The organism is Polaromonas sp. CG_23.6 (assembly GCF_029892315.1).
Taxonomy (GTDB): domain Bacteria; phylum Pseudomonadota; class Gammaproteobacteria; order Burkholderiales; family Burkholderiaceae_C; genus Polaromonas.
The window spans coordinates 2,428,377-2,449,301 of sequence record NZ_JARXUY010000001.1 but is presented as its reverse complement, the minus strand read 5'-3'; the positions used below and the strand labels follow the sequence as shown (position 1 = coordinate 2,449,301).

Genomic DNA, 20,925 nt, shown 5'->3' with positions numbered 1-20,925 from the left:
TTGCTATGTTTTTTGCCAGATTGTCGGATTTTCCGAAAGCATCGCCGCTTGTAGCAGCAGTTTTCGCAGGTTTGTTTGTGTTGTCGGGCTGTTCAATCGCGCCGGTAGCCGACAAGACCGCAAACTGGAGTCCCAACAAAATTTACGCGGAAGCGAAGGATGAAGCCAGTTCGGGCGCCTACGACAAGGCCATTCCACTTTACGAAAAGCTTGAAGGTCGCGCGGCAGGAACGCCCCTGGCACAGCAAGCGCAACTCGACAAGGCTTATGCCCAGTATAAAGGCGCAGAACAGGCCCAAGCCTTGGCGACACTTAACCGGTTCATCAAGCTTCATCCTGCCAGCCCGGCCTTGGACTACGCCTTGTACCTGAAGGGATTGTTGAATTTCAATGACAACCTGGGTCTTTTCGGATTTATCTCGCGTCAGGACCTTTCAGAGCGTGACCAGAACGCAGCCAAGGAGTCGTTTGAATCGTTCAAGGAACTGGTCACCCGGTTTCCCGATTCTCGCTATGCACCTGACTCACGCCTGCGTATGAACTACATTGTCAATTCACTGGCACAGTCAGAAGTCCACGTGGCACGCTACTACTACTCACGCGGTGCCTATGTCGCTGCCATTAACCGCGCGCAAAGCGCCATAGCAGACTACCGCGAAGTTCCCGCGCTTGAAGAAGCTACTTTCATTCTCTTTAAATCCTACGATGCCCTGGGAATGAACGAGTTGCGTGACGACATGCGCCGCATCCTGGAAAAAAGCTATCCCCAAAGCCAGTTCATGAGCAAAGGCTTCAAAACGGCAGAGAATCCGTGGTACAAGTTCTGGTGAAACTGGCCAGCCTGTCCATCAACGCCTGTTCCGATGCCAGTCTGTGCATTGGCGGCAACGCTTTGATGAGGCGGCGCCCGTATCCCATTGAAACCAGCCGGCTGTCGCAAACCACCAAGACGCCTTGATCTGTCTCCCGGCGTATCAGGCGGCCGGCTCCCTGTTTTAGTGCGACGGCTGCTTCGGGCAGAAAATAGTCATTAAAGGCACTGCGCCCTTGGGACTCCAGCAGCTTTGCACGGGCCTCGGCCAAGGGATCTTTGGGCGGAGGAAAGGGCAATTTGTCGATAATGACAAGTTGAAGTGAATCGCCCGGAACATCAATTCCTTCCCAGAAGGATGCCGATGCCACCAGGACGCAACCTTTGCCGCCGAGTGAATCGCCTTCGCGAAAACGGTCAATCAGCGCACGTTTGGGCATGCTGCCTTGCACCAGCACCAGCGGGTCTTTCAACTGAGTGAAAGCAGCGATCAACACATCTCCAATGGTTCGCAGCGCTCGCAAGGTCGTGGTCAGCACCATGGTACGTCCACCTATCTGGCGTGACCAGATCGCCACCGATTCGGCCACCCTTGCAGAATGCGTTGGGTCGCCGGGCTTGGGAAAGTTTGGTGGAACATAGAGCGCGGCTTGCCGCTGGTAGTTAAACGGACTTCCAATTCGCAGGACGCTGGCATCTTCAAGCCCGCATGGTTTTGTGAACCAGCTTAACTTTTCATCATCGCCCAGAGTTGCAGAAGTAAATATCCATGTCTTTGCGACTTCGGGCGAATTGCCCAGCATTTTGCTTTTTACAGCAGCCGAAATATCGAGTGGCGACTCGACCAGCCGCAGTTGCATGCCCACATCGACCCAGCGTACAAAGCCGGTATGGCAGGTTTTGGCAAAGCCTTCGGCTTGCTCGGCCAACTGCACCGCGCGCTCATGTAGCCGCACAAAATCAGGCGCAATCTCGCTGACGGTGTCAAGCGCTGTGCATGCCTGGAGGCAGGATGAGTGAACCGCTTCCAGAGCTAGCTGCCAATCGTTTGCAGTCAAGCCTTCGGGCACTGAATCAGTCCATCGAAGTTTGGTGCCAGGAGAATGCTGTCCCGCACTAAGGCGCAATTCACGAGCAGCCTGTTCAATGGTAGCCACCACTTCCTGCCAGTCAACCAATCCGCGTGCCAATTGCAAGCCTGCTGCCAGCATATCGCGGGAAAAATCGAGTAGTTGGCCAGTGCTCAGGTTATTTCCCAGAAACTGGACACCTGTTTCATTCAGTTGATGCGCTTCATCAAAAATAGCAATCCGCACAGAAGGCAGCAACTCGGCCACGCCTGATTCACGAACCGCCAGATCGGCAAAGAACAGATGATGGTTGACGACAACAACATCTGCCGCAATGGCTTCCCTGCGGGCAAGGTTGACATGACAGGCACGAAAACGCGGACATTGTGAACCGAGGCAATTATCCCGTGTCGAAGTGATCAGGGGGATCATGGGTGAACGCTCGTCAAGGCCAGGAAGCTCCGCCAGATCTCCTGTTCGTGTGACCTGAGACCACTCTTCCACCCGGGCAAGTGAGCGTACTGATACCCCCGCTGGCAAAAATCGTTCCTGACGCGCCATCTCCATTCGATGAAGACACAGGTAGCTGCCACGTCCCTTAAGCAAGGCTACCATCACTGGCAATTCGAGGGATTCCACAAGACGAGGCAAATCGCGTCCAAACAGTTGGTCCTGCAAGGCCTTGGTTGCAGTGGACAAAAGTACCCGCTCGCCACTAAGCAAGGCCGGCACCAGGTACGAAAAGGTTTTGCCAACACCAGTGCTTGCCTCAACGACCAGAGGATATCCGCCCTCGATAGCTTTCGAAACGGCCAGTGCCATCTCTTTTTGACCGGAGCGCGGAACAAAATATTCGGTCGTCCGGGACAATACACCTTCGGGCGAAAACGCTCGACCGACTTCAGATGCAAGATCCATTAAGCGGGCTCAGGAGTTGTCAACAGAGCTTCCAGTCGTGAGATGCGGTCACGAAGCTGGAGCCGGCGCTTTTTAAGACGCTTGACTAATAATTCGTCAATATGCGGCGCATGTACTGCTTTGTCTGCAAGTGCATTCAAATCTGCATGTTCAATTTTGAGCTGTATCAGCAGCCGTTGAGAGGAGGAATGATTTGGGATCAATGAATTTTTCCGTTTGCGCCGCTTGATAATACGTCGATTGCTGCTGTTGATAAAAACAATGGGGCACCACCTGAATCAGCGGATCTTCCACTGCCAAAAATGACTAAAAGTTATCGCATCACAGCCTCTACGGGTATTCACAAGGGAGACCGTGACTACCAGCAGGACCAAGTCAGTTTGTTAAGCCATCATCGCATTCCTGAATGCCTTCTGGGCATAGTTGCCGATGGAATGGGCGGGCGCAGTGGCGGCCGCAAAGCATCCGACCAAGTGATGTTGACAGCAAAGCAGCTTTTTGACCGCTATTCACCTGACACTGACGACGGACCCTCAATGCTCAGGCAGATTGTCGAAGAAGCTCACATTGTCATCAAATTGACCGCAATCTCCTCAGAACAGGAACCACACAGCACACTGGCAGCATTCCTGATTAATCCGAACGGAGATTGCCATTGGGTTCATACCGGAGATTCCCGTATTTACCACTTCCACATGAGCAAACTGGCTTATAGAACCATAGACCATTCATATGTTCAAACATTGGTGGACAAGGGTGAGATCAATGAAGAAGAAGCCACCAACCACCCGCAGTCAAATATTCTCATGGGCTGCCTGGGGGGTGAAGAAGCACCACCGATCGCCCAGCATTACATTCCAAAACTCCAGCCCGGTGACGTGTTGATGGCTTGCAGCGATGGGGTATGGCATTACTTCAACACAAGTGAAATGGGGTCTGCTTTGTCCATGTTGTCTCCACGTGAAGGTACTGAATTCCTGATTCAGAAAGCATGCAAGCGCGCACGAGGCGTTGGTGACAATCTATCACTGGTGATTGTCAAGTTTGAATCTCTGGAATAACCACCTCGATTACTGAGGCAGAGGTAAAGATCTCAAGGCGGGTTTGAGCCGCTTTGCTTCATCCGTATCATGCTGGACTCTACGTTCCTGTGCTCGAATCTGACGCTCTCTGAATTTTTTTGCGTCTTCCACTGCATCCGCTTGCCTCTCGGCACGTATCTGAATTTTTTTCTTGTGATTTTCAATTCGCGCTGCATTAGCGTCTCGGGCTGCTGATTCATTGGCAACAGCGGCATTTCGCCACTGCGCACTTTCCTGGTCACGTCCTTGCCGGTCTCGAAAATCTTCAATCGCTTTATTCTGGCGTTCACCGTTCTGCTGCAAGCTTTCGGGAGACAACTTTTCTTGATTTTTGCGGATTTGCTGTTCAGCGATGTTTTTTCGCTGCGCGTCATTAAGCAAGATTTCCTGCCGACGCAGGTTTGCCATGGCGACATCCCGTCTAGCGTTCACATTCTCAAGACAACTGTTAACAGCAAATTTTTTGTAGCAAGCAGAATCTTCTGTCAGAAAACTGGCCTCAAGTCTGTTTCGCTCAGCAGCAATGGTGGCTCTCTGCGCATTTATATCGACAGTTTGCGCTTTCACAAGTCCAATTTGCAATGATGCAAAGCCGCCGACCAAAAGCAGTAACAGTGCTGCCGCTTTAGATTTCATGTCAACGTAGTGTCCACCGTTCTGTGCTCAAGAGCTAAAAATTCCATCGATTGCATTTCATTGAGCCGAGAGACAGTCCGTGCAAATTCATGTACCAGAGGGCCCTCGGTGTACAAAGCTTCAGGCGGTACAGCGGCAGAAAGAATCAGTTTCACACGACGGTCATATAAAACATCCACCAGCCACGTGAAACGCCGGGCTTCCGAAGCCATCCTAACCGGCATATTTGGCACATCACTAACCAAAACCGTATGGAACTGGGTTGCAATTTCGAGATAATCATTTTGAGATCGCGGCCCCCCACACAAAGTTTTGAAGTCGAACCACACCAGTCCGCCTGCTTTTCGCCTCGCTTGGATCTGCCTGGATTCGATGTGGAGCACCGGATTTTCATCTTGGGAGGCCGCCAGCCGATTAAAGGTTTCCGTCATTTCAGCATCAGCCTCAAGGCCCAACGGTGAGTGATAAAGCGTTGCCTGTTCCAGCGTACGCCGGCGGTAATCAGTACCGTTGTCAACGTTGATCACGTCAAGGTGGAGCTTTAAAAGTTCGATGGCCGGAAGAATTCGATCCCGATGCAAGCCGTTGGGATAAAGTTTGTCAGGATGAAAATTCGACGTCGTCACGAATCCCACACCATTGTCAAAAAGGGAAACGAGCATTCGATGAAGGATCATGGCGTCGGTGATGTCAGCCACATGAAACTCGTCAAAACAGATCAATCTGAACCGCTTGGCAATCCGCTTTCCCAATGCATCGAGGGGGTTGGGCGTGCCCTGCAGATCCATCAACTCACGATGGACTTCGCGCATGAATTCATGGAAATGAAGCCGTACTTTTCGCTTGAGCGGCACTGCATTGAAAAAGCAGTCCATTAAAAAACTTTTACCTCGCCCTACCCCACCGTACATGTAAACCCCGCGTGGAATAGGTGGACGATTTATCAGCTTTTTAAACGCATTTGACCTTTTCCCTTTATAAGCTGCCCACTCTGTAGCACAGCGCTCCAAAGCATCAATTGCAAGCAACTGTGCGGGGTCACTTGTATAGCCCCGTGCGGAGAGTTCAGCGTTGTAAGCTGAGCGAACCAAATTTGACACTACTCAAAGCCCTCAGAAATTGAGTGTGCGCTTGTCGACAGCAAGCGCTGCCTCTTTAGTGGCCTCGCTTAACGAAGGATGGGCATGGCAGATACGTGCGATATCTTCACTGCTGGCGCGGAATTCCATCGCCATGACGCATTCGGCAATCAACTCACTGGCCATCGGTCCTACGATATGGACCCCAAGAATTTCGTCACTTGCAGCATCTGCCAGCATCTTGACCATGCCGGTAGTGTCGCCCAGCGCCCTGGCCCGGCCATTGGCCATGAAGGGGAAAGTGCCGGCCTTGTAAGCGCGCCCTTCTGCCTTCAGTTGTTCCTCGGTCTGGCCAACCCATGCAATCTCCGGGCTGGTGTAGATCACCCACGGAATGGTATTGAAATTGACATGCCCATGCTGGCCGGCAATTCGCTCTGCAACTGCCACGCCTTCTTCTTCGGCCTTGTGCGCCAGCATTGGGCCGCGCACGACGTCACCCACCGCCCATACATTAGGCAAATTGGTCATGCAGTCGCCGTCCACCATGATCGCCCCGCGCTCATCCAGGCTCAGACCCACGGCTTGCGGATTCAGGCCAATAGTATTGGCAGTGCGGCCGATGGAAATAATGAGCTTGTCAACTTCGAGAGTCTGTGCTTCGCCTTTGGCATTCTCATAAGCAATGGACACGCTGTTCTCGCCATTCTTGATCTCGCCAACTTTCACCCCCAACTCTATTTTCAAACCTTGCTTGGTGAATGCCTTGTATGCCTCTTTGGCAATCTGCTGGTCAACCGCGCCCAGGAAGGTGGACAAGCCTTCCAGAATCGTCACGTCGGAACCCAGGCGGCGCCAGACCGAACCCATTTCCAAGCCAATCACGCCAGAACCGATCACACCCAGTTTCTGGGGAACCGCACCAATGCGCAGAGCGCCGTCATTCGACAAAATGTTGAGTTCATCGAAAGCCATACCCGGCAAGGCTCGGGCATTGGAGCCTGTGGCCACAATGATGTGTTTGCCAGAGATCGTTTCTTCTGCAGTGCCTGCGACCCTGATGTCGTAGACGCCATCCCTGGCAGCCATAAAAGAGCCACGACCGTGGAAAAAAGTGACCTTGTTCTTTTTGAACAGGTAAACGATGCCATCGTTGTTTTGCTTGACGACTGTGTCCTTGCGGCCAATCATCTTGCCGAGATCGAGACCCAGGCCCTTGACCTCTATGCCATGATCGGCAAAGTGGTGCCCTGCATGCTCGAAATATTCCGAGGATTGCAACAGCGCTTTCGAGGGAATGCAGCCCGTGTTAGTGCAGGTTCCACCCAGGGCTGGGCCGCCCTTGGAATTCTTCCACTCGTCTATGCAGGCAACATTAAAGCCCAGTTGTGCAGCGCGAATAGCAGCGATGTAACCGCCAGGACCGCCGCCGATGACGACCACGTCAAATTGTTTGGACATGTGCTTTTCCAGTAAATAGGGGGCGGGGACATGCAGCCGCCTGGCTGTGACCACTGCCCCAACAGGGTTTAGATATCAAACAGCAGGCGGGCAGGATCTTCCAGAGCCTCTTTCATGGCGACCAGACCCAACACTGCTTCACGGCCATCAATGATGCGGTGGTCATAGCTCATGGCGAGGTAATTCATAGGGCGAATCACAATCTGTCCGTTTTCGACCACCGCACGGTCCTTGGTGGCATGCACGCCCAGAATGGCGGACTGTGGGGGGTTGATGATCGGCGTGGAAAGCATGGAGCCGAACGTGCCGCCATTGGAAATCGAGAACGTTCCGCCGGTCATTTCTTCGATGCCCAACTTGCCGTCCTTGGCTTTCTGGCCATATTCGGCAATTTTCTTCTCGATCTCTGCAAAACTCATCTGGTCCGCATTGCGCAGGATGGGCACAACCAGGCCACGCGGCGAACCTACCGCAATGCCAATGTCAAAGTAGCCGTGATAGACGATATCGTTGCCATCCACCGATGCGTTGATCATCGGGAACTTCTTGAGTGCGTGCACGGCAGCCTTGACAAAGAAGCTCATGAAGCCGATCTTGACGCCATGCTCCTTGCTAAAGGCATCCTGGAACTTCTTGCGCATTTCCATCACCGGCGCCATGTTGACTTCGTTGAAAGTCGTCAAAATGGCATTGGTCGATTGCGACTGCAAAAGACGCTCGGCAATACGGGCGCGCAGGCGGCTCATGGGAACCCGCTGCTCAGGTCGGTCACCCAAGTCAGCAGCTTTAACCGGCGATGCAACTTTAGGTAAAGAAACGGTCGGTGCGCCCGTCGGTATTGTATTGACAGCTACTGTTTTAGGAGCTCCTGCAGCAGTCGCTCCCAGAACATCACCCTTGGTGACACGGCCGTCCCTGCCTGTACCTGGCACCGTGCCGGCCGCCAAGTTGTTGTCTGCCATCAACTTGGCAGCCGCGGGCATCGGAACGCCGGCCATGGAGCCGCCAGACGATGTGCCCGGTGCAGATGACGGCACAGAAGCCATTGCCGATGAAGGAGAAGCCACAGCGGGCGCAGGTGCAGCCGTGCCCGCCTTGCCATCGGTATCGATTCTTGCAATCACCTGGTCTGAAACCACCGTGCCGCCGTCGGCAACCACGAGTTCAACCAGTACGCCGGCAGAAGGTGCAGGAACCTCAAGAACGACCTTGTCGGTTTCAATTTCGATCAGGATCTCGTCAATTGCGATTGCGTCGCCGACTTTCTTTTTCCATTGCAGCATGGTGGCTTCCGCTACAGACTCCGACAGCTGGGGAACTTTAATTTCTACGATTGCCATTTTGATTCTTTCGAGTGTTTTCTTATATTTCAGGAAATAGCTTGACCTTATTTGGTCAAGATAAAACCCTTCAACTTTGAAAATGCGCCGTCTACCAGCGCTTTTTGCTGTTCCTGATGCAAATGCGAATACCCGACGGCTGGAGAAGCCGAGGCAGCGCGTCCCGAATAGCCCAGCTTTTGGCCGTTAAGCATGTTCTCGTGGATGTAATGCTGCACAAAGAACCATGCACCCTGATTTTGCGGCTCGTCCTGACACCATACGACATCAGTGGCATTTGGATATTTTTTCAACTCGGCAGCAAAAGCCTTGTGCGGGAAAGGATAAAGCTGCTCAACACGCAAAATCACAGCATCGTCAAATCCTTTTTCGTCACGCTTTTTGACCAGGTCGTAATAAACCTTTCCGGAGCATGCAATGACGCGCTTGACCTTATCGGCGCGCTTGATGACTTCTTCCTTGTTTTCAGGAATGACAGTCTGGAAGGCACCTTTGGTGAACTCGGACAGCGGAGATGTTGCGTCCTTGTTACGCAGCAGAGATTTCGGCGTCATGATTATCAGCGGCTTGCGCAGGTTGCGCACCATCTGGCGACGCAGCACATGGAAAATCTGGCTGGCGGTTGTTGGCTGGACCACCTGCATGTTGGCATCGGCTGACAATTGCATGAAACGCTCAAGACGCGCCGAGCTGTGCTCCGGCCCCTGGCCTTCGTATCCATGGGGCAGCATCAGCGTAATGCCATTTACTCGTCCCCATTTGACTTCACCAGAAGCGATGAACTGGTCGATCACCACTTGCGCACCATTGGCAAAATCTCCAAACTGTGCTTCCCAGATCACCATGGTACTTGGGTCGTTGGAGGCATAGCCGTACTCAAAGGCCAGCACGGCTTCTTCGGACAGGATCGAGTCGATGACGACAAACGGGGCTTGGTTGTCAGCCACGTTCTGCAGCGGCACGTAAGTTCCCGTATCCCATTTTTCACGGCTCTGGTCGTGAATCACGGAATGGCGATGCGTGAACGTTCCACGTCCGCAATCTTCACCTGACAAACGCACCGGGTAACCACTGGCCACCAGGGATGCAAAAGCCATATGTTCGCCCATGCCCCAGTCCACCGGAATATCACCACGTCCCATGGCGGCGCGATCGTCATACACTTTCTTGACCAGATTGTGTGGTGTGACAGTTTCGGGAATAGTAGTGATTTTGGTGGCCAGACGTTTCCACTCGGCCATGGGAATGGCCGTGTCCCCTGCATCGGTCCACTTCTTGCCTACGTAAGGACTCCAATCCACCGCGTACTTGCTCTTGAAATTGGTCAGAACCGGGTCAAACGTGCTCTTGCCGGCGTCCAACGCTGCGCGCGTGGCTTTGACCATGTCGTCGCCCAGCGTTTCGCCAAAGCCTTGCGCCGTCAGTTTGTCGGCGTAGAGGCGGCGTGTGCCGGGATGCTGGGCAATCTTTTTGTACATCAGCGGCTGGGTCAATGCCGGAGTGTCCTGTTCGTTGTGGCCCAATTTACGAAAGCAGATGATGTCGACCACGACGTCTTTCTGGAATTCCATGCGGAACTCAAGCGCCAGCTGGGTGGCAAGCACCACGGCCTCCGGATCATCGCTATTGACGTGCAGCACAGGCGCTTCAATCATCTTGACAACATCGGTGCAATACAGCGTTGAACGGCTGTCGCGCGGATCGCTGGTGGTAAAGCCGATCTGGTTGTTGATCACCAGGTGAACGGTGCCACCCGTGGAATAGCCACGGGTTTCAGCGAGCGCAAGCGTTTCCATGACCACGCCTTGCCCGGCAAACGCCGCGTCACCGTGCACCAGCACGGGCAACACTTGCAGGCCCTTGGGATCAGCGCGTCGATCCATGCGGGCACGAACGGAGCCTTCGACCACAGGGTTGACGATTTCAAGGTGAGATGGGTTGAATGCGAGCGACAGGTGAACCGGACCGCCAGGCGTCGTCACGTCGGAACTGAAACCCTGATGGTACTTTACGTCCCCGCTGGGCAGATCCTCAGGCGCGGTATGGTCGAATTCGGCAAATAAGTTGGCAGGAACTTTGCCAAGAGAGTTGACCAGCACATTCAGACGGCCCCGATGGGCCATGCCAATCACGATTTCCTGCACACCGATTTCGCCACCGCGCTGAATCAACTCATCCATGCTGGCGATGAAACTTTCGCCGCCTTCAAGCGAGAAACGCTTCTGGCCCACGTACTTGGTATGCAAAAAGCGCTCCAGGCCTTCTGCCGCAGACAGACGATCAAGAAGATGCAGCTTTTTTTCTTTAGATAAATTCGGTTTACTGCGAATGCTTTCAAGCTTTTGCTGCCACCAGCGCTTTTGATTCTGGTCGGTTGCATACATGTATTCGGCACCAATCGTGCCGCAATACGTTTCACGCAAGGCATTGAGCAGTTCGCGAAGGCTCATAGTTTCCGTGCCAAAAAATGTGTTGCTGGTGTTAAACACAATCTCTTGGTCAGCATCTGTAAACCCATAAAAAGCCGGGTCCAGTTCAGGAATATTGTCACGCTCGGCACGCTTTAGTGGATCAAGATCTGCCCAACGTGCACCGACATTTCGATAAGCGGCGATCAATTGCTGAACGGAGGTGCGCTTGCGGCCCATTTCAGAATCTGCACCACTTGCGACGACAACCTTGGTTTGTCCTTGCTTGGCACGCTCGGCAAAAGCATTGACCACAGGCAGATGTGGAACGTCTTTGGCGTTGGAGCCATCGGTTGCAGCAACATTCTGGAGGGCATCGAAATACTCACGCCAGCTATCTGTAACGCTTCCAGGATTGGCGAGATAGTTTTCATACATCTCTTCAACATAAGGCGCATTGCCGCCGAAAAGATAGGAATTGCCTTCGTAGGCTGTGTAGACAGACGCAGGTGACTGCGAGTTTGAACTCATATCCGCTGACCTCCGTTTCCCTTGGGGAAACATTAGCTGGTTAAAGCTTGGTTGATTAACCTCCCGCAACACGGCTGAACCGATTAGCGGATGCGACTGTGGCAAGGAAGGACCTTCAGAAACATGTTGGATTGTGCCAGCTCGGCAAGGCATACCAATAAGATGTGCCTTTAACATGTAAAAATTTAGTGTTGTTGATTCTCGCTAATGGAACAAAAAGGTACATATCTAGGATCTCTATGACTGACCTTGCCCCTACAGGGACTTTTCACGCAGTCAAGAGAAATGGTGTTCCTTGCGCCCGAGAAGCACGAAGTGACTAGAAACGAGGAACAGACTGCAAACCTACTGAATCGCTCCGGGTTTTGAGGAGGCTCAAATCTCTGAGAGGATTGAGCCATGAAGAAGTCAAACAAGTTTTCACCCGAGGTTCGCGAACGCGCAGTGCGTATGGTGCAGGAGCACCGAAGCGACTACCCTTCGCTGTGGGCGGCCATAGAATCCATCGCCCCCAAAATTGGCTGCGTGCCGCAGACGCTAAATGAATGGGTCAAGCGCGTAGAGGTCGATACCGGCGTACGCGACGGCCTTACTAGCGCAGAGGCGCAGCGTGTCAAGGAACTGGAGCGCGAGAACAAGGAACTGCGCCGGGCCAACGAGATTCTCAAGCTGGCGAGTGCTTTTTTTGCATCGGCGGAGCCGGGCCGCCGATGCAAGTCCTGAGACAGTTTATTGACAAGCATCGCTATACCCACGGGGTCGAGCCGATTTGCAAGGTCTTGCAGATTGCCCCGTCAGGCTACCGGCGCCATGCGGCACACCAGCGCAACCCTGATTTGCGCTGTGCACGTGCCAAAACCGAGGCCATCCTCAAGCCAGAGATCGAGCGGGTCTGGCAAGCCAACATGCGAGTCTACGGCGCCGATAAGGTCTACAAGCAAATGCGGCGAGAGCGCATCACGGTGGCGCGCTGCACCGTCGAGCGACTAATGAAATTCCTGGGTCTGCAAGGGGCCCGGCGCGGCAAGGTGGTACGCACGACCATTAGCGATACGACCGCTGCCCGACCACTGGATCGTGTCAACCGGCAATTCAAGGCTGATCGTCCCAATCAGCTGTGGGTGTCGGACTTCACGTACGTGTCAACTTGGCAGGGCTGGCAATACGTAGCCTTTGTGATTGACGTCTACGCTCGCCGGATCGTGGGCTGGCGCCAGAGCAGTTCCATGCGAACAGACTTTGTTCTGGACGCATTGGAGCAGGCCTTGTATGACCGCCAACCGCAATCGGGCGATGCCCTGATCCATCACTCCGACAGTAAGAATATCAGTGCCAGTTGTTCCTGGGCGGTCTGACTCACACAGCGATAGACCAACTGGGGTTGGTGCTGCGAATTGCGCCTGGGTGGCTTGACCCCCACTCTGACTGACCGCCTGTGTCTTTCCCCGGACCTGTCGGCCGCCCAGGAGCATCTTGCAGCGGGGCTTTGCCTCGCTGATGCGTGTGACCCAAGAAGGGCCTGACGGTTTTGTCTCCTTACTGTCCTGTTCCCAGGCATTCGGTCGTGGCCAAGCTGTTTTTTTTTGTCTTGTTCAAGCCTGGAGGTTAACCATGGAAGAAAAGTCAAACACTGGCAGGCGCGTGGTCGGCGGGGTCGATACCCACAAGGACCTTCATGTCGCGTCTGTTGTTGATGAGCGTGACCAGGTCCTCGGGACGCAGAGTTTCGCCACCACGCGGCAAGGCTATCGGCAGATGGTGCAATGGATGAGCTCATTGGGCGATGTCTTGCGGGTGGGGGTTGAATCGACCGGCACTTATGGCGCTGGTCTGCTGCGCCATCTTCAAGCTGCCGGGATCGAAGTCCTGGAGGTCACTTCGCCAGATAAACAGGATCGCCGTCGCCGTGGAAAGGACGACGACCTGGACGCTGAGAATGCAGCGCACGCCGCATTTGCCGGCAAGCGCACCGTTACCCCCAAAACGCGAGATGGGATGATCGAATCCCTCAGAGTCCTTAAGGTCTGCCGCAAGACGGCCATCGCGGCGCGCAAGGTGGCCTTGCAGCTCATTCAGAATACGATCATCTGCGCGCCTGATGAACTGCGCGAGCCGCTGCGAAATATGACGCGCATGCAACTGATCAGGACGCTGGCCGCCTGGCGCCCCGATCTGTCGGACTATCGCCGTGTCGCATCTGCCTACCGGATCGGCCTCAAGTCGCTGGGTCGGCGCTATCTTGAGCTGCACGATGAGATTGCCGACCTGGACGTGATGATCGGCGCCATCGTCCAAGATGCGCACGTTCAGAACACTTTCCAGATGCCCTGGATGCGGACAAAAGTCGCCTTCGCCACAGGTCTTTAGTGCCGAACGAAATCGTCTTGCCAGTCAGGCCGAATCTTAAAAGCCTCGATGCTCTGGCCATCAATTCTGTAGCCAACGACGAGTTGGTCGCGTATGTGTAGTGGAGGCCGGCGGCGGGCCATGAAGTCCGTTAAAGCCGTACTCATCTCTCTTGATGAAGCATCAGATGAAGCCCAAGTTCATAGCTGACGTTGGAATTGAGCACTTTTGCATAAGGTGGCTTGGGCCAGACCCAGTCCTGTGCGGAAAAGATAGCCCGCATAGCGTTGATGTCGCAGTGATAAGCCGGACCTGCTATTACCCCTTCGCTGGTGGATTCCGGTCGCGTCATCTGCATGAACAGTGCCCAAATGCTGCCCCGGGGTTTGAGCCACTGGCGAAGCTGCCTGGCGTAGTTAACCCAATGGTCCGGATGCAGTGCGCACAGGCAGGTCTGCTCATAAATGGCATCAAACGGCTTACCCGGCTGATACGTCAGGACATCGGCCTGCACGACATCGCCACTCAAGCCCTGAGCCGTCAACAGGGCCCGGGTCCACTCGTCCGCCGCCGGGGTGTAGCCGATGCCGATTGCCTCGAACCCTCGCCTGGCAAGCTCGGCCACCTCCCAGCCACTTCCGCAACCAGGAACGGCAATGCGGCATGGTTGCAATGCGCCACTCTCCAGCCATGCCAGCAACTGAGGACTGGTCGCATCGCGGTCCCAGCCGGTTTGCTTTTTCTCAAAACGCTCTTGCCAGAAATTGGTTGGGGATCCTGTCATGGTGGGCGCTCGGTCTTTCTTTTGAGGAAATTGAAATTGCTGTCGGCAGTGCACGGTCGGGCCGTCCCGCGACATCTTTTCAGTAACCCTTCATGACGCTCACTCCATCCTTGAGGTCATACAACACATTTGGCAGCTCGTCCAGGCAAGCCCCAACGAACTTGCATACCCAGCCGCGCTGACCTTTGTCGTTGTTCGCCAGTATTTTCATCAATGCAGGCATGCCAGCCGAAAACTTGATGCAAGCAGGCGAGACCTCTGATTTAGGACTTGTTGAACTCCGTTACATCTGAAATGCCTTCTGCGTCACTTTTCCTGCTGAGTCGCGCGTTGTAAAGATTCAGGCGGTTAATCAGCCTCATCACTAGGAGTATTAAATGGAAATAAATAACCCCTCGAACCACATTCACCCATTGATGGCGGGCGCTGCGGTGTCGGTCATTCTCGTGAGTCTCTTGGGCATCGCAACGATGAGTGGTGTTTTACCGAATTCGCATGCAACGGCAGGGGCGCCTACTGCTGTGCAAACTGCGCCTGTTGCCACACAGGCGCTCGCCGCCGCGCCGGCACCTGCCCCCACGCAGCCAGTCGCTCCTCAAGTCGCAGCGGCTACGGCAGTCCACAGCGAAGGCACGAAGCACAAAACCGTCATGCATCACCATTCCGTCCAGCACGCGCAAGTGCATGCGCAGCCCAGCCAACAGTTTTCCCAGGCCCCTGCGTACCAGCAGCCAGCACCCGCCTACCAAAAAGCAGCCCCTGTTGCACAAAATAGCCCTATTGGCATCGGCGTCGGTGCAGTCGTTGGAGGATTACTGGGCAATCAGTTAGGCGGAGGCAAGGGAAAGACCCTGGCAACCATCGCCGGAGCTGTGGGCGGCGGCTATGTTGGCAATGAAATCGCCAAACGAAATCCATAAGCTGGGCACAGGCGGCAGGTAGTCGCAACAGGTAGGCCGTCTGCAGCTATGCAACGGCTAGCATCATTGGCTGCGTGCTTTTGGGCTCACACCGACCCCTTGCCGGCTGCTTTTCGCAGCGATTGAGGCCAATTTCACCCAGTGCCCTTGGCGCTATACACCGGACTCTTGTTCAGCCAATGCAGATTTGGCGCAACCGCCGGGCTTGAAAATGCGCTCTGTCGAGGCTGGATTGTTTTCAAGCTTGGCTGCCGGACTTCTGGGCCTGGTCATAAGTTCGCCACGGCAATTGGGGCAGATGCACATCAGCACTGTCTGTGCGCAGTAAACGCAGAAAGTGCATTCAAACGAGCAGATGTGGGCCTCGCCAGATTCCGGTGGAAGGTCACGGTTGCAGCACTCGCAGTTCGGTCGAAGCTCAAGCATGCTTACGGATTCAAAGGGAAAATAAAAAGACTGACACTGAGCAGGGCTGAGTTGAAGTGCCAGGATTCAAAATCCAAACGGTACGCGCTTCATGCGCTCATTGGCGAACATCATGCCAGCAACGAGGGCACCCAAGCGGTCTACGCGCACAGTACCGGAGGCAAACCGCGGCTGAGTGACGCGGCCCTCACCAAGGCGGGGACCCGTATCATCGACTACAAACGGCACGGCAATGCGCTTTTTGACGTTGTAGTTGACGCCAAACGCCCCCATTGCCACGCATTTAGCGACAAGGCTGCGCGGCGCGACGGCCGCGGCAATGCGAAGCGGGTTCACACAGCGCGACTGCTCGGCTTCGTCAGCGATAGAACGGTCAGCCAGCGTGGTCGGCGAGACATAAAAAAACCAAGCCATCCTCCTGCAGGACTGGCTCGACGGATTGAATGACGCGTTCGTTGACACTGGCAGAACCACGGCCCAAGATGCCGTACCAGTTCACGACGCCTACCGACGGATTGGTCCAGCCGTCAGCACCGATGCGCTTCAAATCCTGCATAAAACGTCCGGTGCACGTCGCGTTGCTCTCAGAGCCTTCATACGAGTTGCCGTCCGCAGGTATACCCGCCCGGCAATGCACAGGTGGGTGAGCGCGCCCGCCTAAGCGTTGCGCAGATGGTAGGCGCGCGCATAGCCATCAATGTTGATGTTGCGCTTTGCAAACGCGGTAACACCTCCATCAAAGAGCAGCCATGAGCGGCGCGCGCCGCCCAGGTTGAACGCCAAGGAGCCGTCACAGTCGGCCGCTAGCGCCGGGACCAGCATTGAGCCCAAGCATGCTGCAATGAAAATGCGCTAGCGAAATAATAATGTGAGACCGTGAACTCTCATGGCTGTGCCCTTTCTGCCAGGTTGGTGGGACAACGATGCTACGCCGCTGCGGGTCAATAGGCAACAACGGCAAAAGGTTGATGAGAAAACAATGGTCGAAATTTGGCTCGCGCTATTCCAAGGGATGTACAAGCCCGCTGGAACTGCGCCTTTGACTTCATCAGCTCGGGCGCGGGATTACGGCGTTGCCCGCGTGCCGTAAGTGATGGATAGCACCACGCCAGCACGAAAGCGCAACGTCGCGGCGAGATTTCCAGGGCCACGGTCGTACAGCCATTCATCGACCACTAGGCAAGGAACGACCGAGCTGGCAAACGGCTCGGGCACCACTGGAATCCAGGGTAAAGTAGACCGGCGCACAGTAGGAGTCCTGAATCAACGGCTCCCGCATTGGTAGCGGACAGACAGGCGCGAGTCGGCTGTTTCAACGATTTAGCCATTGCAGCGCAGCGTTTCCGCAACGCAGGCAGGCAAAAAACAGCGGCAAGGTGAATGCGGACAGGGAATTTCACACCTGCTACTTTCGCACCAAACAGCCGCGGAACGAAATAGTTATCCAGTCGACGTTCATTGCTGGCTACCACTTCTTGGGATGCAAGTTCAAATTTTCTGGAAATTACGGATTCCATCCAGCATGGGCGGCTTTTACCTCACGCCTCTTGCAAGAAACTATCGAGCTGTGGACAGCGCACAAATTACTCGTCTATGACGGTTTCATGCTCTGCAGGAAGAATAAATTCAAGCAGTTCGCAGTCGTCCGACCAGCCAACGACGGTGTGCCGAATATTAGGCGGCTGTATCCAGCACGAGCCTTCTTTCATGGTTTGGACCCCCTGCCCCTCTAAGTCGCTTTTGAACCAGCCTTTGAGCACATAGACGAGCTGAAACTGCACATTGTGATGGTGGCGCTGGCTGAACTGCTCTGAAAATGGTGCGATCATGCGGATGACGTGCGCGGTGGCAACGCCATTTGTTGCCATTGCAATGCCCAAATCCCGATAGGCCGAATAGCTACGAAGGCCGCCAGTTTTGAAGTCTTCTTCATTGAGATGGCTTACCGAGAATTGTTGCTTTGATGAAGTGTCGACTGCCATAACGAACTCCTTTAAATGACCTCACAGCATCAGACCACGGGTAATTGTTAAGCACAAGGCGTTACCCGACCAGGAAGTAACTGCTTTGAAGCTCACGCTCGGTATTCTATTTTTGGCTACTGCCTGCCAGTCGCCCCACGCGCATTTTTCACCTTGCAGTCGCCACTAACCTTCTAAAAATAGGTTGCTAAACGCCTTGTATGACGAAATTTCGTCATCTTGATGCAACCAATTTTGAGGACAACATATGCAAGTTTTTGGAAACGTCGCTTCACCGTACAGCTCCGGTTTGTTTAGCCTTTTTCCGGCCTATGACACGAAGTGCAACGCTGCGCGACGACGACGACTGAAACCGGCGGCGCGCGCACGGCACGGACAAAAAGGGACCTGCACAAGGCGACTTCTGTCTACGCTCGGGGTATGAATTTTTTTTCGGCTTGCATGCAGGGAGCATGCAAGCCGAAAAAAACGCATATGAACCTGTGAGCTGGCGACTATGGCATTCCAATCAGCGCTATCAAAACCGCCTCCAAAGCCAGAAAAAACAAAGGCCTCCGAATGGAGGCCTTTGAAATTAAGTACTTGCGCTTCTTAAAGCTGGTGGGTTCTGCGAGATTCGAACTCGCGACCTACGGATTAAGAGTCCGCTGCTCTACCAGCTGAGCTAAGAACCCAAATAAAACTTGGTGGGACGTGCGGGGGTCGAACCCACGACAAACGGATTAAAAGTCCGCTGCTCTACCAACTGAGCTAACGTCCCAAGATTTTTTCTTGGCTGGGCTGTATGTCTACAGCACAGCCTCAAATTATAGCGTTCTTTGAACGCTTTTCCGAATCAAGCAGAAATTTTGTTAAGTATCCAACCAGCAGCACACATTCCGAAAGTCGCTGTAACGGTAACGATCGAACCATAACCATGACAATTCAATGTTCCATCAGATTGCGGCGCCAACGATTCAGACAAATTTTCTTTTGCGGCAATATCTCCGAAAAGCACTGAAGCACCTTGTACAACTGATGGCTTCGTAACCGGTTCGCGGCTAAACACACACATCACATTCATCTTGCCAGTTCGAGCTGCGGAATGATTCTTACGCAAGCGGGATCGAACTTGCGCCAGCAAGGGATCGTGTGTGACAGCCGATAGATCTTCAATATCTACCTGATGGGCCAGCCGCTTGCCTCCAGCAGCACCAACACTAATAAAACAGGCATTGGTTCGCAGGGCCCAAGCTGCCAATGCAATTTTGGCTTTTACTTGGTCACATGCATCAATGAACGCCGTCTTGTGACAACTGGCTTGAGCATCAAAAGAAACTAGGCCTGGCCAGTTTTCTCCATCGACAAATTCTTCGATGCAATTGACTTGGCATATCGGATTGATAAACGCAATTCGTTCTCGCATGGCCTGGACTTTGGATTGTCCCAAGGTGGTGTCGAGTGCATGAACCTGTCGATTGATGTTGGACTCTGAAATGTGGTCAAGGTCAATCAGCGTCAAGCGGGCCACACCGCTACGCGCCAAGGCTTCTGCGGCCCAAGAACCGACACCACCCAAACCCACTACGACGACATGGGCTGTGCGTATATGAGAAGCCCCAATAACCCCGTACAAACGTGTGAGCCCTCCACTGCGACGCTCAAGATCTATGGCATTCAAGTCGGGCTGATTCATCTTTTTTACTAGCTTCTCATGGGTATGGTCTCACATGGACTGAAGATTTCAACCGCGTGAAACTGACTTTTAATAAAGCAAGATCAGTTCCAAAATTAAGCCGTTACTTGAGCTTAACGAGGCGCTCCTTGGCAGCAGATGCTGCCTCAGACTGCGGGTAGGAAGCAATCAGCTCATCGAGAATTTTACGTGCAGCCTTGGTGTCTTTAAGTTCAACTTGGCAGTTGGCCATTGACAAAAGAGCTTCAGGCGCACGAGGATGCTGGGGGTCAGAAGTGGCCAGCATGCGAAAGTTACCTGCCGCTGATTTGTAGTCCCGCAAGGCATATTGCGCATTAGCCAGCCAGAAAAGGGACGATGACTTGTAACCGCTTTGAGGATAGCGCTTTAGGAAGGCGGTGTAAGCTGACTGGGCAGCCAAAAAATCACCTTTCCGAAGATAGGCGAGCGCCGTTTCGAACTCCTGCTTTTCAGCAGGCTCGGCTTCAAAATCCTTGCCATCTATGGACACCTTACCAGGCTCAATCTTACGCAGGCGCTCTTCCACACCTTGGGCTACATCCTTTTGAGAACGCTGAACATCGGAAACACCACGCGTCAGCTGTTCATTTTGACCGCGCAAAATAGCCATTTCGCTGCGGAGCGATTCGATTTGATTAGACAGTTCCAGAAGACTGCGGCGAAGTTGCACATTTTCTTCATTGCCTCTTCGAAGCTCTTCGGTCGTGCGCAGTTGCGAAGCGTCAACCTTTTGCCGTAAGTCAAGAATTGCCCTGCGAGCATCGTCATCTTCAAACAATGCCGCGCTGGCATTGAATGCCAGCATGCAAGCGACTACAACAAAAAAAATTCTGGATATGTTCACCGTTAGTTCGCCTGGTTAACGGTAGTTAAGTTCTGCACGACGATTTCGCGCCATAGAGTCCTGATCAAATCCGGCAACAGCAGGCTTTTCCTTGCCAAAACTGACGGCTTCAACCTGAGAATCCGTAACACCCAGCAAACCGAGCGCACGACGAACTGATTCAGCGCGTTTTTGACCCAACGCGAGGTTGTATTCTCTGCCACCACTTTCATCGGTATGCCCTTCTATGGCCATGCGGCGAGACTTGTTTGCGCTTAGATACTTTGCATGTGCCTCGATAACGCTCTGGAACTCAGGCTTGACCACAAAGCTGTCGAAGTCAAAATAAACAATTCTTGCAGTGTTGGCTGGACCTGCAACGGATGCATCAGAAGCACCAATCTGCACGGGCGTAACACCCCTGGCTGCAGCTGCTGCTGCTGCAGCAGCATCCGCGTCAGCTTGCGATGTAGTGGATCTGTCTTCGACAGGAACGTCTTGCAGTTTGACATTAGAGCCACAAGCCACCAAGGCAGTTGCAAGGACAAGATATGAAATGACGAAAGAGAAAAAGCGCTTCATTGATTACCTCTGCTAAATAAAATAGTTACG

The 20,925-nt window shown here is 53.7% G+C and carries 21 protein-coding genes, 2 tRNA genes, 2 pseudogenes and 1 other annotated feature; of the genes and pseudogenes, 5 read left to right on the top strand and 20 right to left on the bottom strand.

Going from position 1 to position 20,925, the window contains the following annotated elements; translation table 11 throughout:
• Window positions 1-5: 5 nt before the first annotated feature.
• Window positions 6-830, top strand: a complete 825-nt coding sequence (locus tag H4V98_RS11570) for an outer membrane protein assembly factor BamD (RefSeq protein WP_196864163.1) — start codon at window positions 6-8, stop codon at window positions 828-830.
• On the opposite strand, the gene H4V98_RS11565 is transcribed toward H4V98_RS11570, so the two are convergent.
• From H4V98_RS11565 to H4V98_RS11555, 3 genes are read right to left on the bottom strand one after another with little or no spacing between them, the layout of a single operon-like run.
• Window positions 793-2,799, bottom strand: coding sequence for an ATP-dependent DNA helicase (locus H4V98_RS11565; protein WP_196864162.1), 2,007 nt, complete (start codon window positions 2,797-2,799; stop codon window positions 793-795). The two genes, H4V98_RS11570 and H4V98_RS11565, sit on opposite strands and share 38 nt — an antisense overlap.
• Window positions 2,799-3,002, bottom strand: coding sequence for a YdcH family protein (locus H4V98_RS11560; protein ID WP_196864161.1), 204 nt, complete (start codon window positions 3,000-3,002; stop codon window positions 2,799-2,801). The genes H4V98_RS11565 and H4V98_RS11560 overlap by 1 nt, the downstream gene beginning before the upstream one ends.
• Window positions 2,950-3,093, bottom strand: a complete 144-nt coding sequence (locus tag H4V98_RS11555) for a hypothetical protein (RefSeq protein ID WP_196864260.1) — start codon at window positions 3,091-3,093, stop codon at window positions 2,950-2,952. Before H4V98_RS11555 ends, H4V98_RS11560 begins: the two co-directional genes overlap by 53 nt.
• Before the next feature lie 8 nt (window positions 3,094-3,101).
• Between H4V98_RS11555 and H4V98_RS11550 the strand changes: the two genes are divergently transcribed.
• Window positions 3,102-3,860, top strand: coding sequence for a protein phosphatase 2C domain-containing protein (locus H4V98_RS11550; RefSeq protein ID WP_196864160.1), 759 nt, complete (start codon window positions 3,102-3,104; stop codon window positions 3,858-3,860).
• A gap of 9 nt (window positions 3,861-3,869) precedes the next feature.
• Here H4V98_RS11550 and H4V98_RS11545 read toward each other — a convergent pair whose 3' ends face one another.
• The 5 genes from H4V98_RS11545 to H4V98_RS11525 form a co-directional block, all read right to left on the bottom strand.
• Window positions 3,870-4,517, bottom strand: a complete 648-nt coding sequence (locus tag H4V98_RS11545) for a hypothetical protein (protein ID WP_196864159.1) — start codon at window positions 4,515-4,517, stop codon at window positions 3,870-3,872.
• Window positions 4,514-5,617: a cell division protein ZapE gene (gene zapE / locus H4V98_RS11540; protein ID WP_196864158.1), complete on the bottom strand. Its 1,104-nt coding sequence runs from the start codon at window positions 5,615-5,617 to the stop codon at window positions 4,514-4,516. The genes H4V98_RS11545 and zapE overlap by 4 nt, the downstream gene beginning before the upstream one ends.
• 12 nt (window positions 5,618-5,629) lie before the next feature.
• Complete coding sequence (gene lpdA, locus H4V98_RS11535) at window positions 5,630-7,057, bottom strand: dihydrolipoyl dehydrogenase (protein WP_196864157.1); 1,428 nt, start codon at window positions 7,055-7,057, stop codon at window positions 5,630-5,632.
• A 68-nt stretch (window positions 7,058-7,125) separates the two neighbouring features.
• Window positions 7,126-8,397 carry a 2-oxoglutarate dehydrogenase complex dihydrolipoyllysine-residue succinyltransferase gene (gene odhB, locus H4V98_RS11530; RefSeq protein ID WP_196864156.1) on the bottom strand — a complete coding sequence of 424 codons (1,272 nt, stop codon included), beginning with the start codon at window positions 8,395-8,397 and terminating at the stop codon, window positions 7,126-7,128.
• A 47-nt stretch (window positions 8,398-8,444) separates the two neighbouring features.
• Window positions 8,445-11,336, bottom strand: coding sequence for a 2-oxoglutarate dehydrogenase E1 component (locus H4V98_RS11525; protein WP_196864155.1), 2,892 nt, complete (start codon window positions 11,334-11,336; stop codon window positions 8,445-8,447).
• Window positions 11,337-11,735: 399 nt separating this feature from the next.
• Here H4V98_RS11525 and H4V98_RS11520 point away from each other — a divergent pair.
• Window positions 11,736-12,652: pseudogene (locus H4V98_RS11520) on the top strand (IS3 family transposase); the annotation flags it as partial.
• Window positions 12,014-12,130: a sequence feature (AL1L pseudoknot), on the top strand. Its footprint overlaps the pseudogene before it by 117 nt.
• A gap of 295 nt (window positions 12,653-12,947) precedes the next feature.
• A pseudogene (locus H4V98_RS11515) lies at window positions 12,948-13,634 on the top strand (transposase); the annotation flags it as partial.
• 211 nt (window positions 13,635-13,845) lie between these two features.
• On the opposite strand, the gene H4V98_RS11510 reads toward H4V98_RS11515, so the two are convergent.
• Entirely contained in the window at window positions 13,846-14,466 is a 621-nt protein-coding gene (locus tag H4V98_RS11510; protein WP_196863128.1) for a methyltransferase domain-containing protein, read from the bottom strand.
• Between the two features lie 377 nt (window positions 14,467-14,843).
• Here H4V98_RS11510 and H4V98_RS11505 point away from each other — a divergent pair, with 377 nt between their 5' ends.
• Window positions 14,844-15,386 (top strand): glycine zipper 2TM domain-containing protein, encoded by a 543-nt coding sequence (locus H4V98_RS11505; protein ID WP_280757513.1) that lies wholly within the window; start codon window positions 14,844-14,846, stop codon window positions 15,384-15,386.
• 153 nt (window positions 15,387-15,539) lie between these two features.
• Here the strand turns inward: H4V98_RS11505 and H4V98_RS11500 are convergent, their stop codons facing one another.
• The 11 genes from H4V98_RS11500 to pal form a co-directional block, all read right to left on the bottom strand.
• The gene (locus H4V98_RS11500; protein WP_196863129.1) at window positions 15,540-15,812 is read right to left on the bottom strand and encodes a DUF1272 domain-containing protein; all 273 of its coding nucleotides are present in this window, start codon (window positions 15,810-15,812) and stop codon (window positions 15,540-15,542) included.
• 66 nt (window positions 15,813-15,878) lie between these two features.
• Window positions 15,879-16,226, bottom strand: coding sequence for a hypothetical protein (locus H4V98_RS11495; protein WP_196863130.1), 348 nt, complete (start codon window positions 16,224-16,226; stop codon window positions 15,879-15,881).
• Window positions 16,186-16,368, bottom strand: coding sequence for a hypothetical protein (locus tag H4V98_RS11490; protein WP_196863131.1), 183 nt, complete (start codon window positions 16,366-16,368; stop codon window positions 16,186-16,188). Before H4V98_RS11490 ends, H4V98_RS11495 begins: the two co-directional genes overlap by 41 nt.
• A 101-nt stretch (window positions 16,369-16,469) precedes the next feature.
• Complete coding sequence (locus H4V98_RS11485) at window positions 16,470-16,595, bottom strand: hypothetical protein (RefSeq protein ID WP_255532155.1); 126 nt, start codon at window positions 16,593-16,595, stop codon at window positions 16,470-16,472.
• Window positions 16,596-16,877: 282 nt separating this feature from the next.
• Window positions 16,878-17,060 carry a DUF2845 domain-containing protein gene (locus H4V98_RS11480; protein ID WP_196863132.1) on the bottom strand — a complete coding sequence of 61 codons (183 nt, stop codon included), beginning with the start codon at window positions 17,058-17,060 and terminating at the stop codon, window positions 16,878-16,880.
• A 335-nt stretch (window positions 17,061-17,395) separates the two neighbouring features.
• Window positions 17,396-17,794: a cupin domain-containing protein gene (locus H4V98_RS11475; RefSeq protein WP_196863133.1), complete on the bottom strand. Its 399-nt coding sequence runs from the start codon at window positions 17,792-17,794 to the stop codon at window positions 17,396-17,398.
• A gap of 598 nt (window positions 17,795-18,392) precedes the next feature.
• Window positions 18,393-18,468 (bottom strand) — tRNA-Lys (locus H4V98_RS11470).
• A 10-nt stretch (window positions 18,469-18,478) separates the two neighbouring features.
• Window positions 18,479-18,554: transfer RNA gene (locus H4V98_RS11465), tRNA-Lys, on the bottom strand.
• 75 nt (window positions 18,555-18,629) lie between these two features.
• Window positions 18,630-19,469, bottom strand: coding sequence for a tRNA threonylcarbamoyladenosine dehydratase (locus tag H4V98_RS11460; protein ID WP_196863134.1), 840 nt, complete (start codon window positions 19,467-19,469; stop codon window positions 18,630-18,632).
• Window positions 19,470-19,572: 103 nt separating this feature from the next.
• Complete coding sequence (gene ybgF / locus H4V98_RS11455) at window positions 19,573-20,295, bottom strand: tol-pal system protein YbgF (protein ID WP_196863135.1); 723 nt, start codon at window positions 20,293-20,295, stop codon at window positions 19,573-19,575.
• A gap of 54 nt (window positions 20,296-20,349) precedes the next feature.
• Window positions 20,350-20,895, bottom strand: coding sequence for a peptidoglycan-associated lipoprotein Pal (gene pal / locus H4V98_RS11450; protein ID WP_196863136.1), 546 nt, complete (start codon window positions 20,893-20,895; stop codon window positions 20,350-20,352).
• Window positions 20,896-20,925: the final 30 nt, after the last annotated feature.

Excerpts from the sequence above, each read along its gene's own strand:
- H4V98_RS11565 (WP_196864162.1), bottom strand. The coding sequence starts at position 2,799 with ATGGATCTTGCATCTGAAGTCGGTCGAGCGTTTTCGCCCGAAGGTGTA.
- H4V98_RS11500 (WP_196863129.1), bottom strand. The coding sequence starts at position 15,812 with ATGCTTGAGCTTCGACCGAACTGCGAGTGCTGCAACCGTGACCTTCCA.
- odhB (WP_196864156.1), bottom strand. The coding sequence starts at position 8,397 with ATGGCAATCGTAGAAATTAAAGTTCCCCAGCTGTCGGAGTCTGTAGCG.
- H4V98_RS11510 (WP_196863128.1), bottom strand. The coding sequence starts at position 14,466 with ATGACAGGATCCCCAACCAATTTCTGGCAAGAGCGTTTTGAGAAAAAG.
- H4V98_RS11550 (WP_196864160.1), top strand. The coding sequence starts at position 3,102 with ATGACTAAAAGTTATCGCATCACAGCCTCTACGGGTATTCACAAGGGA.
- H4V98_RS11570 (WP_196864163.1), top strand. The coding sequence starts at position 6 with ATGTTTTTTGCCAGATTGTCGGATTTTCCGAAAGCATCGCCGCTTGTA.
- H4V98_RS11525 (WP_196864155.1), bottom strand. The coding sequence starts at position 11,336 with ATGAGTTCAAACTCGCAGTCACCTGCGTCTGTCTACACAGCCTACGAA.
- ybgF (WP_196863135.1), bottom strand. The coding sequence starts at position 20,295 with ATGCTGGCATTCAATGCCAGCGCGGCATTGTTTGAAGATGACGATGCT.
- H4V98_RS11495 (WP_196863130.1), bottom strand. The coding sequence starts at position 16,226 with ATGGCTTGGTTTTTTTATGTCTCGCCGACCACGCTGGCTGACCGTTCT.
- H4V98_RS11545 (WP_196864159.1), bottom strand. The coding sequence starts at position 4,517 with ATGAAATCTAAAGCGGCAGCACTGTTACTGCTTTTGGTCGGCGGCTTT.
- H4V98_RS11490 (WP_196863131.1), bottom strand. The coding sequence starts at position 16,368 with ATGCAGGATTTGAAGCGCATCGGTGCTGACGGCTGGACCAATCCGTCG.
- pal (WP_196863136.1), bottom strand. The coding sequence starts at position 20,895 with ATGAAGCGCTTTTTCTCTTTCGTCATTTCATATCTTGTCCTTGCAACT.
- lpdA (WP_196864157.1), bottom strand. The coding sequence starts at position 7,057 with ATGTCCAAACAATTTGACGTGGTCGTCATCGGCGGCGGTCCTGGCGGT.
- H4V98_RS11505 (WP_280757513.1), top strand. The coding sequence starts at position 14,844 with ATGGAAATAAATAACCCCTCGAACCACATTCACCCATTGATGGCGGGC.
- H4V98_RS11475 (WP_196863133.1), bottom strand. The coding sequence starts at position 17,794 with ATGGCAGTCGACACTTCATCAAAGCAACAATTCTCGGTAAGCCATCTC.
- H4V98_RS11460 (WP_196863134.1), bottom strand. The coding sequence starts at position 19,469 with ATGAATCAGCCCGACTTGAATGCCATAGATCTTGAGCGTCGCAGTGGA.